This is a genomic window from Mucilaginibacter sp. R-33 (assembly GCF_049949235.1).
Taxonomy (GTDB): Bacteria; Bacteroidota; Bacteroidia; order Sphingobacteriales; family Sphingobacteriaceae; genus Mucilaginibacter.
The window spans coordinates 1,130,375-1,143,653 of sequence record NZ_CP188089.1 but is presented as its reverse complement, the minus strand read 5'-3'; the positions used below and the strand labels follow the sequence as shown (position 1 = coordinate 1,143,653).

Here is a 13,279-nt window from a genome sequence, read left to right as displayed (position 1 = left end):
TTCTAAAAAAACGTTGCAATTTTTTTGATTTTCTTCCGTGCCAGCCTATCTGAGGATAGTTACAGAACCCGATAACGGCGGCTTGCCCATCTTAAGATCGATAATATAAAAATAGGTACCTGCCGGCAACTGCTGTCCGTTAAAATTACCATCCCAGGGCACGCCATAACCCATCGAATGGTATAATCTCTGGCCATACCTGTTAAACACATCTACTGTCGAACTTTCATAAGCAACCAGGCCTTTCACCTCCCAATAATCATTAAATCCATCGCCATTGGGCGTAAACGTATTTGGCGCAATAATATCAGGTGAAACTTTAACGATAGTTTGGCTTTGGTTAACGCAACCACGAACATCCGTTATATAAAGTGTATAAACAATATCTGCATCGCCCGTTACCACCGGTTCTTTTATTTCGTTATTACTTAAGCCTACGTTTGGCAGCCACAAGTAATGTACATTGTCATCGCTTATAGTTGGCGTTAAGGTGATGGTGTGCCTTTTCAATACATATCTTATTCCGCCTGCATCAACAACTGGCGGCGGTATAAATTTAATCACCATATCATCGCTGGCTGTATAACATTGTCCTGGCGTGTTTGCAGTAAGCGTAAGCTTTACTGAACGATTTTTTACATCCTCTTCAGAAGGAGTATATACGGCTCCCTGGGCATTCTCCGCGTAAAGCAGTGTACCTGTACCGGAGCTTGTCCACTTGCCGCCGCCTGGTATCAGGATATTTCCATCCAGCTTAATAGGGTCGCGCTTTGCGCAAACTTCCAGATCGGTGCCGGCATCGGTTCCAGATGTTTTACCAAAAGTTATAGTCATTTCGGAAGTGGCAATGCTACAATTGTCTTTACTGGTAGATGACAATACCAACGTTACCGACCCGGCGGCCTTCTCCTCAGCAGTTGGCTCATACCTTGCATTTAACTCATTACCAGATGGCAAAAACTGGCCCGGATTGGCATCTTTCTTTGTCCATACTCCGGTTTTTGCGCCGCCGCCTATCTTGCCAGCCAGTTGAACATACTGATCGGTAACACAAGCCAGTATATTTACACCCGCATCAGAAGTTGGCAGTTTGTTCACCGCAACCTCTTTGGATGCTACCAGACTGCTGCAACCATTAACTGTAACATACAAGGAATAAGTGCCGGCCATATCTGAGGTAACGTTTTTGATTTCGGGATTTTGTAACAAGGATTTAAAACCATTGGGTCCTGTCCAGGTATAAACAGCATTCGGGGTAGTCGGCACATTCAGTTTAATAGTACTGTTTACGCACACCGGCGAATTTGTTCTGATATCGGGCAGTGGTATTTCGGGTTTAACTTTTACCACATAGGCAAACCGCGCGCCATTACATCCAAAAGCGGTTGGCGTAATAATGTAGGTTACATTTACAGTTGATGCTCCTTTGTTAATCAACGCCTCGTCAATCTTATTACCAGTTTTATTCACCACTGCCGCATTACTAATTCCGGCCACAGCGGCTCTGCTCCACGTAAATGTTGCCGAGGGAACATTTGAAGTTATGGTATAACCAAGCGGCTCACCGCTGCAGGTTGCATCTGATGTTTTACTGGTAATGATAACTGATGGGTTAACGGTAACAACCCATTTAAAAGGTGTCCCCGAACAGTTGCTGGTTTTATAATTATATACGTAGGTAACATCAACGGGCGCATTAGTAGTATTAAACAATACTTCGCGGATTAACCCGGCCATTTGCCCTGATACAGACTGATTACTAACGCCCGAAACCGCGCTCCTCGACCAACTGAAGCCGGTGCCCGGAATATTAAAAGTGATGGCATAATTATCAGTTGTTTTGTTACATAATGTACTGGTTGGGGCACTTGTAACCTGTGGGGATGGATAAACCGTTACCACATAACTAAATGGCGTACCCGAACAACTTTTAGCAGATACAGGTGTTATTACATAAGTAACATCAACAGGATCGCTCGTGGTGTTAATCAATGTTTCGGTTATTTGAGCAGATGTTTCAGCTGAAACGGCGACATTGCTAATCCCCTGCACGGCCGCGCGTGACCATAAAAACGTAGTCCCAGGGGAATCGGCTGTTATTGAATAATTTTGGGCCACGCCGCTGCATATATTATCGGCAGAACCACTGGTAATAACCGGCAAAGGAGTAACCGTTATATCAACTTTAGTGCGCATACTTACACACCCATCCACAACAGCCTGCACATAGTAACTGGTATTGGCTATCAAACCCGGTGTTACATAGCTATCATTAATTGAAAGCAAAGAGCCACCGACCGGAGCGTCATACCATTGATATGTACCCTTTGAACCGCTGGCGGTTAACGTAGTATTGCTGCCTTCGCAAGCTGGCACACTTTTAACTACAGGAGCAGGTGGCGGCTCAGTAACCGATACTGTAACCGCAGTCATGCTGCTTGTAATACCATTGGATGTTGTATTTACATAATACGTGGTTGTTTGAGTGAGCGGAGGGGTAATAAAATTAGGCCCGGTAGATAACAACGTACCGTCTTCGGCTGCACTATACCAGCGATATATTCCGCCAGGCGCCGTAGCTGATACAGTAGCTATACTACCCATACATGTAGTCGTGCCCGATACTGTTGGCGCCCGCACAGTGGAGCCAATATTAATTACAACTCTGTCAATCCCCGGTCCGCAACTGCCCGGGTCATTTGAGGTTAAAGTGAGTATTACCTGTTTTTCACCGGCAGCCGGGGTATATGTAGTATTCAAATCTGTCGCATCAGCAAATTTGCCCAGCCCACCCGACCATTTCCCCCCTTTTACATTGCCTATGCTGCCAGCCAACTGGGCGGTTTCGCCAGCTTGTATGGCCTGATCGGGACCGGCGTCTATCCTCGCACCAGACACTATTGTTACCTTTGTGCTGACTACACTGCCTACGGTTCCGTCGGGATTATAGATGGTATTGGTAACTTCATATGTTCCCGGGGTTGTTTTACTCAAATTAATTTCACCAGTTGCTGTACTCACAAAAGTTAAACCTAAAGGCGATGCCGAAAATGTACCCGCACTTGCATTTGCCGGAAACGTTGGCTTAGGGTTGGTTTCATATTGACAAAACGGCCCTCCATAGGTAAACTTTGAATTAAATATGGAAGTAATTTCAACCCCGGCACTATAGGCTGACGAACATGGGCCACTACCTGTTAAAGTAATGACATATTTACCCGGCGTACTCGCCCTGACATTTATCTCACCGGTATGGTTATCGACAAATACCAAACCTGCCGGCGATACGCTGAAAATACCGCCCGATGGATTATTGATGACAGGCTTAGGGTTAGGGCTTTGAGGACTATAGGTACCCGACGTATAAACAAACCGCACCTCTTCAGCAACATTGATTGAAACCGTTACCGGCACGCGATTGCTTACACAATCGCCAACCCTGCTTTGTAAATAATAAGTTGTTTTTTCGGACATAACCGGGGTATTAAATGTGTTTCCGATAAACAAAGGGTCCCCGGAATCAGAGGTAGCAAACCACAGAATTTCCCCATTGCCCTTGGCTGTAATCTTTGCTGATGAGCCCGAGCATACCGATACATTTTCGGCAATTGGGGGTGATGGCTGCAGATTTACCTTTACCGTAACCGCAGTACGCTCGCTAACGCAATCATTTGATGTACTTTCAACATAATAAGTTGTTGCCGCAGTTAAATTTGGAGTGACATATGTTGATCCTGACGATAAAATTGTGCCCCCTACAGCGCTGTCATACCAGGTAAAACCCGTACCGGTTCCGGTGGCAATAAGCACCGCCGACCCGTTGTAACAAACAGAGGTAGCAGGCACCTGGGGAGCCGTTACCGGAGGAATAACCGTAACCGACACAGCTGTCCTGGCGCTGGTACATCCATCAAGAGTGGCTTGCACATAATAAGTTGTACTTGATGTCAATGCCGGAGTTGTATATCCCGCCCGAGATGATAGAAGCTTCCCGCCCATCGGTGCATCAAACCACTGATAACTATCATTACTCGCAGATGTTACTGTTAATAAAGCTACCGAACCTGAACAGACCACGGCTCCCGCCGCTATAGGGGCCGCTACAAAGGGCCTAACAATCACCTTTACCGGTGCACGGTCACTTTTACAGCCGGCAACAGTAGTATTTTCGATATAATATGTAGTTGTTTTAGTTAATGCGGGCGTAATAAATTGCAAACCCGGCATCAATAACTTCCCGCCTGTTGGCGCATCATACCAGGCATATGTCCCTGCAGGGTTCTCAGCAGCCGTTAATGTAGCTGCTGAATTATAACAAATGGTAGTGGTTTGAGATGCCGGTGCTGCCGGTATCGGGTTAACAGATACAGTTACTGGTACGCGCGGGCTAACACAATCATTAAGTACTGTTTGCACATAATAAGTTTTGTTGGCAGTTAATACCGGCGTTGTATAATCAGGACTCGAAATAAGTGGGACACCTCCTGTTGGCACATCAAACCATTGAAAAAAACCTGCAGACGCATCGGCGTGTAAAGTTGCCACTGAGCCGGAACAAATATTATCATTTGAAGTTACCGGCGTAGCGGGTGGGGGATTAACTTTAGCGACAACAGCTGTGGGAACGCTGGTACAGCCATTAATTACAGCAACAACATAATAGGTGGTAGTTTTAGATAATGATGGGGTAACAAACGACGGCCCGGTTCCCAAGACAGCTCCTCCGGCCGCCGATGCATACCAGCTATAGCTTTGCCCGCCGCTTGCTGATAACGTTGCAACCCCGCCCACACACACAGCAGCTCCCGTAACTTCAGGCTTACCGGTAATATATACCGCGACCGCCGTTCGGGGACTTGTGCAGCCGGCGACTGTGGTTTGTACATAATAAGTAGTCGATGATATTACCGGAGGGGTGGTAAATGTACTCGAATTTGCCAAAAAATTACCGTCCGCATCAAACCATTGATAATCACCCCCCGGCCCTGTGGCGTTAAGCGTTGCCTCACTATTTTGACAAACTACTACATTTTTAGCTGTTGGTGCGGCCGGTGTATTAGCATCAGCAATTGTTATGCTCTTTGTAACGCCCTTGCACCCGGCAGTTTTATCAGTAACAGTTACTTTATAAGTACCTGATTTATTTACGCTGATAGCAGGACCGGTTTCGCCGGTACTCCATAAATAAGTATAAGGAGCTATACCAGCAGTCGCGGTAGCTTTTAACACCACCGAACTGCCCGAACAGATAGTTGTTGATGATGCCGAAATATTAGCGCTCAAAGTGCAGTTTTGCGCTTTCGCTTTGAACGAGAATAACAGGAATAATAATATTAATAAACGGTTGTTCATGAACCTCCCACAATGCCTTACAAATCAAATCCACAAATGACGAGGTTGTTAAAGCTTCTATTTGCAAAATCACTTCAGGGTATAAAATAGTTTTGCACCCGCCATAACAAAAATCAGGTTGGGTTTTATACGCCGTAATTATTCAAATTGTTTAGGTTGAGAGGTTTTAATATTAATTATTTTTAAATTTTATTTCAAATTAAGATATATAAATGAAAAATCGCACAAAAGTTATTTAAAAAGAAAGTAAAAATAAGTTTAAATTAACCAATAATTAATACAGTGATATTATGGAGCTCCATTAAGATACCGATACTACTCAAACGAATTTATCAGTCCGCTTTTAGCAGTTACTCTTCAATTGAAATAGTGAACTAAAAAAGCCGAGATAAGCAAATCTTGTTCATCCCGGCTTCGTAGCAAAAATGATCTTCTATTAATTACGGGGCATTCAGGAAAGCTGCTCAGATCAATAACTTAAGAATTAGGAATTATAAAGAAATATATTTTCAAGCCTGTTTAGTGCTTGGCATAAAGGCCTCTTAATTCTTCTAACATTCACACAGTCAGGCAAACCAACCACATAACACACTCAAAATCAAACACTAATAAAAAAGAGCCAAAACCTTTCTGATCCGGCTCTGGCTCTCTTCTTTATACTTTATGCTGGTTTTCGCAAAGGTTAATCACAACCTGAAGTTAAGTGATATATAAGGATACCAGCCTTCGCTTGAATGACCCGCCAGCAACTGCAATACTGTTAAACTTGCCGGCGCAAAATATAACCCGCCGCCCGTACCGGTATGCCACTTATCTGAGTGTTCATCCTTAATCCAAACGCGGCCGGCATCATAAAAGCCTACCAAACCTAACTGACCGGGTATAATGTAACTGGCAATGTCTGCAAGTTTAACCCGTCCCTGAAAATTATTAAATACCATGTGCTTACCCGCAAACCGGTTTTGCAGATAGCCCAGCAAGTTACCCTGCCCGCCTAAAAACATAGACTGGTAAAAAGCAGGGTTACCAAAACTTACACCACCGCCAACACGATCAGATAATACAATGGCACCTCCGGGAGTTAGCTTTTGATAATACGTAAACTCCGGCCTGATCTGCACAAATGATTTGGAGTAACTGTTAAGCCCTTCATACCCTTGCACCGTTACAGTAAAATAGTACCCCTTTGTGGGCAGGATATTATTATCGCGCTGATTTGTGGTATAATTAATCAATGCGCCAAGGTGAGCCTTATCTTTTCCAACTGTTAAGCTATCGTAAGAGTTGATGAGCGATGTTTGATTAATAAACCGCCCGGCATTGTCATGGAGGTCAAGGTGATAAAACTGAAACGAAGGCCCAACACTGATATCGCTATTTTTGCCTGTATGCCAGCGTAAAGCCGGATCAAACTGGTAAATATCATACCGCGTACGGTAATAGGTACGATAACCCGGAAACTTATTTAAAGGACTTTCATTGCCAAGACCAAAAAAGTTCACCGTATTATCTGGCGACTGGATGTTGGCCTGCATAACAAAATCAGCTTTACCAATGGCATCAATCCACTCACCTCTATATTTGATCCTGAAAGCATCCGTAGCAAATGAATGGGTTATCATTACCTGCTGCAATGTTGAATAAGGCAGTTTCCTGAATCCATCATGCCCGGTATATTGAAAGCCCAGGCCAAGTAAAAAGCCATCATCCTTATTTAATGCAGCAGTTGCCAGCGGCATCCATACATTATATAAGTTAGTTGGTAAAAACCGGGTATTTGAGGTGTCGTTTGAAAGATGCTTACTTAATTTACCAACGTTACCGGTAAAGCTGGTGCTATCCCTCCGTCCATAAAATTTTATTGTTTGCGCCGACTGCTTAACCTCAACAGTTTTACTGCCGACACTATCAATAAGTCGTAATTTAATGGGCGAGTTGGCATTATTAATAACTATGTGGTCATCCCCTGCAGATACATACAACCTTATTTCTTTAGTGATTTCAGGTATGTATACCATATTCATAAACTGATCTTTGGTTTCACCATCCTTATTCAGTTTATTAATAGTTATACGCATAGCTTTATCAGGAGCATCAGCAACAGTAATGAGTTCGCTTTTATCAGTAGTGCGGATATCCACTATCCTGTTAGTAAATTTATAATACTCACTCATTGCTGCCGGGATATTATCTCTGCGTTGTTTTAATATAGCAAGTAGTTCATTATTCCTTAATTTATAACTCTCCGCCGGCAGGCGTTTTAAACTCTCTTCAAGTACTGCATCAGTTTCGGCTTTAACAAACTCATTAGCTATCTGCATCCACCGTTCATAGCTTATTTGCGCATCCGGGTACTGTTTCATGAACCTTGTTTTGAAAAGAGAATATTTCACATGCGGAATATCCCCGGTAAAATCTTCCAATAAGGGATCAATCCAGGGCAATGCAGCAATACTCGGAAACACGCCCTGTGTAACATGAAATACCTGGTCACGATCCCGGGGTACAGCAACATAGGTTTTACCTTTACCATTTTTAGTATCAGCCCAGCGCCATTGATCTTCGTGCCTGTCCCAGTCGCCCATTAAAAGATCAAGCATGCGGGCACGTAAAAAGCCTTCTCCATCCAGCCTGTTATCGTAGCTTTTAAGCAGCTGCCCTTCCATTTTAAGGGTATTATCCGACGAACCAACGGGCTCCCTTTCCTCTATCAAACATACGGTACCAACAAACAACTTACTATATTGGCCAAGTGCGGGATCTTCGGCCACAACACCTATCACCGGGTTAGCATGCGGTACGCGCGCTGCTTCAGCGAGAGGCGGCACGATCAAGGCCGAATACGGATGCTGGCCACTAAACTCGTCGCCAACCCAATCAACAGCAAAGGTACCCTGCAAATTTTCGGGCAACAGCTTATCCGGTGTTTTTTCAACACTGCGCAATACCCATTCGCGGCCGGTTTTATCTTCCAAACGTAACGACTTTGATTCCATTCCGCCACCCTGTTTAATAGGTGTTAGCCCGCCATTTATTTGCGATAGTTTTATAACCGGAAGCTTCACTTTCATGGCCCAATCCTTACGATAATTTTCGCCGAACAGCCAACGGTGGATACCAGTTACATCATCATATGACGCGTGAACACTTACAACGGTACTATCCGGAAATTTTTGCCAGGCCGATGGTGCTATGGCCTGCGCATTGGCGTACACAGCCGAACCCGTAAGGAATAAAAAAACAAGTATCTTTTTTGTCATGAGGTAATGTGTTTAAGATGCAGGGAGTTAAATACTATGAATTACTTGCAACATGCATACCAAACACACAATATCCTATATCACAGCAACTTAGCAAGCAACAACGTAAAAAAAATGACGATATATCGTTATTTATCAGGTATATTCTTAAATAACTCAATAATAGCTTTATTAATCATCGCCTATTTGTATCTCAATGTTGCGATAAAAATAAACAATCTGCGATTATTTTACACATCCGGCCGGAGGTTATGTTATTAGATTGTTGATATTGACCGATAAACATTTGTCATTATCCTCTGCCGGTTTTTATAGATTTTGTTAGTTTTACCTTACTCCTGTTTATATATGTCACGTAACGATAAATCGCCACACATCCTTAATGCTGCATCAAATTTACTGGGCTTATGTTTTGTGGTGCTTACCTCATTAAAATTCCTGAAACTTTCCGAACGGACGTATATTGATGAAACAGTAACTATAGCCCTGGTTTTCTTTATGTTGAGCTGTATCTTATCGTTCCTTTCAATCAGGGGCAATATTAAGCCCGGCGGTCATCTCGAAACCTCAGCCGATTATTTTTTTCTCGGTGGGATGATCATTTTGTTTGTCACTGCCATCCTTATTATATTTAAGGTGATGGTTTAAAACGCTGCTACAAATACAAGCAGAACCCAAACCCGACAACGAACTTATATTAAACGGGTTATCCCCATCAATACTGCCACTTTATTAACAACATACATTATTTGTTAATAAATAATACACTCCAACATCCTGCTTAATAATTTGATAACGCAGACTTCGCATTATCTAAAAATAGCCCCCCTACATTTATCAAATTATAAGGCTTTGCCCTTTGCTCTGCCTCGTAATTTAAAATTAAAATGATAAAATTATTAATCATTGAATCTAAACGCAATTGCTGATTGAGATAAAAAGGATGAAGAAAATATTATTCATTACCGGTTCAATTAATCAAACCACGCAAATGCATCAGATAGCTAAGGAGCTGCCTGAATTTGACTGCTGGTTTAGCCAGTTGTTTACTGATAACACTACTTTAAATACTATCATTAATAAAACCACCCTGCTTAGCGGAACGGTGCTATCTACCAAATTCAGGATTCTCGCTGAAGGGTATCTGAAAGACAACAATCTACAGATAGACTTTCAGGCCAAAAAGCAAAAATATGAGCTTGTGGTTTATTGCACCGACCTGATTGTGCCTCAACGTATGCTTAACACCAAAACTATCTGGGTGCAGGAAGGTATGATTGATCGTTACACTCCCTGGAGCAGCGTTATCAGAAGTCTGAAACTTCCTCCTACGCTATGTGGCAATACCTCGTTAAACGGGTCTTCAAACATCTGTGATGTTTACTGCGCGGCCTCAGAAGGTTATAAACAGTACTTTATGGACAAGGGTACCGACGAACGCAAAATTGTGGTAACCGGCATGCCTAATTATGATAACCTGGTTCAACACGTAAATAATGATTTTCCGCATCATAACTATGTAATGGTAGCCACTACCGATATGCGCGAAACATTCCGCATTGAAAACAGGATTGCTTTTATTAAAAAAGCGGTAAAAATTGCCAATGGCCGCCCACTGCTCTTCAAACTTCATCCTAATGAAAACTTTGAACGGGCCGAAAAGGAAATCTACGCTAATACCCCGGCCGGTACATTGGTATACAGGCATGGCAATACCAACCATATGATAGCCAATTGCTGCGAGCTTATTACCCAATACTCAACCGTAGTTTATACGGGTATCGCCTTAGGCAAAAAGGTCCATTCCCTTTTTGATGTCAATGAGCTTAAAAGGCTTGCGCCTATCCAAAACAATGGTGTATCAGCAAGAAATATCGCTGCTATTTGCCGCGGTTATTTAAACCACAATGGCGACAAGGAAAGCTTTGACCCGGAACTTGCTATGGAAAAATGCCAGGTTAGCCAGCAGGAGGCCCGGTTAACCGAAGAACTAATAGCTAACTGGTAATCATTTTACCGTGAAAGAAAAAATCTTAATAGTAGTACAAGCTCGCATGGCTTCAAGCCGGCTACCTGGCAAGGTAATGTTGCCTATATTGGGTAAAAGCCTGCTTGCCCGGATGATTGAGCGGCTTCAAATGATCAGCCATGAGGCAGAAGTGGTCATTGCCACATCCGAAACGCCGGATGATGATATCATCATCAACGAAGCTATCAACATAGGTGTCCCCTATTATCGTGGCAGCCTGAATAACCTGCTCGACCGCCATTATCAGGCCGCGAAATTGCATAATGCGGATATTGTATTAAAGATCCCTTCTGATTGTCCGCTGATTGATCCGCGCATTGTAGATCATGTATTGGATTACTTTTTTGCCAACCAAAACAACTTTGATTTTGTAAGTAACCTGCACCCGGCTACTTACCCCGACGGCAATGATGTGGAGATCATGACCATGGAATGCCTTACCAAAACATGGGAAGGTGCAACGCGCGAGTTGGAACTGGAGCATACTACTCCTTATATCTGGGAAAACCAGCAACTGTTCAGGATTGGCAATGTAACCTGGCCTGCCGGTTTGGATTATTCTATGTCGCATCGCTTTACAATTGACTACGCAGAAGACTATTATTTCATAGAGCGTGTATTCCGCGAATTATATGCAGATAACAATAATTTCTCGTGCGATGATATCCTTAACCTGCTCAATCAAAAACCCGAGATCTATAACATCAATGCACAATATGCCGGGGTAAACTGGTATCGGCATCATGTAGATGAGTTAAAAACCATTACATCTGCCCAAACCAAACAGGCACCCACAAAAAACTTACAGGAATTATAACAAGCGAATGATAACAGTGGAGAACAACAATTACCAGGGATTAACAGACACCGCTCTGAAGGTACGGGAGCACATCATCCGCATGTCTACCGAAGGCGGGTGTTTTACAGGTGCATCGCTATCGGCGGTCGATCTGATCGTTTATTTATATAGTCGCTTTTTAAACATTAACAAGGATAATCTTGATGATCCAAACCGCGATTACCTTTTTTTGTCAAAAGGCCATGATGTGCCTGCCTTGTACGGCACTTTTGCCGAACTGGGCTTATTGGAAAGAGAACGTTTAAAAAACCACCTGCTACTTAATGACCATATTTACTGGCACCCAAACACCAAAATTCCGGGTATCGAGTTTCACTCAGGCTCGTTGGGGCATTTGCCATCGGTAGCCATTGGTGTTGCTTTGGACCTGAAGATCAGCGGCGGCACAAACAAAGTTGTTTGCATTTTAGGAGATGGTGAACTGAACGAAGGTACCTGCTGGGAGGCCATACTGGTAGCTAATGCTTATAAACTGGATAACCTGCTGTTCGTGGTTGACCGTAACCATTTTCAGGCCAATATGCGTACCGAAGACCTGATTCCGCTGGAGCCGCTTGCTGATAAATTTGAAGCATTTGGCGCGGCAGTTAAAAGAATAAACGGCCACAGCTTTACTGAGCTTGATGAAGCATTTGGTGCTTTCCCTTTTCAAACCGGCAAACTCAATGTAATTATTGCCGATACCGTACGCGGCAAAGGCCTGCCAAGTATACAGGAACGCGCCGATAGGTGGTTTTGCAATTTCAATGCAGATGAGATTCAGCAACTTTTACTGCAGCTGCATGGCGAACATGAAACAACATTAACATCAGAAACTTTAGTGGTGCGATAAGATGAGTTACGAAGAACTTTTAACCCAAACAGCCCTTGCCAACGAGCAGGTGATTGTAATGACCGCCGAAAACCGTGCATTGGTACGTAACCTGCCTGGCATATTAGGCAAACGTTTTATTGATACGGGTATTACCGAGCAAACCATGATCGGTGCAGCAGCGGGCCTTGCCCTGCGTGGCCGCACCCCTGTGGTACATGCGCTTGCCGCTTTTTTAACCATGCGCGCATTTGAGTTTGTACGTACCGATGTTGGCATTGCCAATTTGCCTGTTAAACTCAGTTCGTTCATCCCCGGTTTTTTATCAGATGCTAACGGGCCAACCCACCAGGCTATTGAAGATATCTCGATCATGCGCGGCATCCCTAATGTAACCGTATTTGCCCCGGCTGATGAAGATGACCTGGTAAAAATGCTGCCTCAGATCTGGGAAAGCAAAAGCCCGGCATACACACGCATCAACACACGCAAAACCACTTATGTGCATGAGCTATTTACTATAGGCAAAGCTGAGGTAATAGCCGAAGGCAGTGACGTAACTATCTTAACCTATGGTTTGCTGTTTGAGCAGGCACTGATCGCTGTTGAAATGCTGAAAAGCGAAGGGCTTTCTGTTGGTTTGATCAACATGCGCAGCCTTAAACCTGTTGATGAGCAGGCTATATTGAAAGCATCTGCACAAAGCAAACTGGTGGTTACACTTGAAGATCATTTTTTAACCGGTGGCCTGTATACTATTGTAGCCGAGGTTTTATTGAAGCACCGTACTACAGCCAATGTGCTGCCAATGGCATTGAACGAAAAATGGTTCAAACCAACACTTCTTCCTTCGGTATTGGAGTATGAAGGCTTCACCGGCAAACAGATTGCCGAAAAAATACTGGGCTATCAAACAGCCCACCATCAACCACAAATTTTAACACCTGAATTTTCAGAATAAAAATATT

7 protein-coding genes are annotated in these 13,279 nt (G+C 43.5%); 5 read left to right on the top strand and 2 right to left on the bottom strand.

Annotated elements, in window-relative coordinates; translation table 11 throughout:
* Positions 1–45: 45 nt before the first annotated feature.
* Together ACP26M_RS05030 and ACP26M_RS05025 are read right to left on the bottom strand one after the other, a co-directional pair.
* A complete protein-coding gene (locus ACP26M_RS05030) occupies positions 46–5,352 on the bottom strand; it encodes a PKD-like domain-containing protein (RefSeq protein WP_426586734.1) in 5,307 nt (1,768 codons plus the stop codon).
* Between the two features lie 686 nt (positions 5,353–6,038).
* The gene (locus ACP26M_RS05025) at positions 6,039–8,612 is read right to left on the bottom strand and encodes a BamA/TamA family outer membrane protein (RefSeq protein WP_426586732.1); all 2,574 of its coding nucleotides are present in this window, start codon (positions 8,610–8,612) and stop codon (positions 6,039–6,041) included.
* A 348-nt stretch (positions 8,613–8,960) separates the two neighbouring features.
* On the opposite strand from ACP26M_RS05025, the gene ACP26M_RS05020 reads away from it, so the two are divergent.
* The 5 genes from ACP26M_RS05020 to ACP26M_RS05000 all read left to right on the top strand — a co-directional run bounded on the left by ACP26M_RS05020 (position 8,961) and on the right by ACP26M_RS05000 (position 13,272).
* Complete coding sequence (locus tag ACP26M_RS05020) at positions 8,961–9,260, top strand: hypothetical protein (protein WP_426586730.1); 300 nt, start codon at positions 8,961–8,963, stop codon at positions 9,258–9,260.
* Between the two features lie 295 nt (positions 9,261–9,555).
* Positions 9,556–10,620, top strand: a complete 1,065-nt coding sequence (locus ACP26M_RS05015; protein ID WP_426586728.1) for a hypothetical protein — start codon at positions 9,556–9,558, stop codon at positions 10,618–10,620.
* Between the two features lie 10 nt (positions 10,621–10,630).
* The gene (locus tag ACP26M_RS05010; RefSeq protein WP_426586726.1) at positions 10,631–11,458 is read left to right on the top strand and encodes a cytidylyltransferase domain-containing protein; all 828 of its coding nucleotides are present in this window, start codon (positions 10,631–10,633) and stop codon (positions 11,456–11,458) included.
* Between the two features lie 7 nt (positions 11,459–11,465).
* Positions 11,466–12,332 carry a transketolase gene (locus tag ACP26M_RS05005; protein WP_426586724.1) on the top strand — a complete coding sequence of 289 codons (867 nt, stop codon included), beginning with the start codon at positions 11,466–11,468 and terminating at the stop codon, positions 12,330–12,332.
* A 1-nt stretch (position 12,333) separates the two neighbouring features.
* On the top strand, positions 12,334–13,272 hold the full coding sequence (locus ACP26M_RS05000; protein WP_426586722.1) for a transketolase family protein: 939 nt from the start codon (positions 12,334–12,336) through the stop codon (positions 13,270–13,272).
* Positions 13,273–13,279 lie beyond the last annotated feature (7 nt).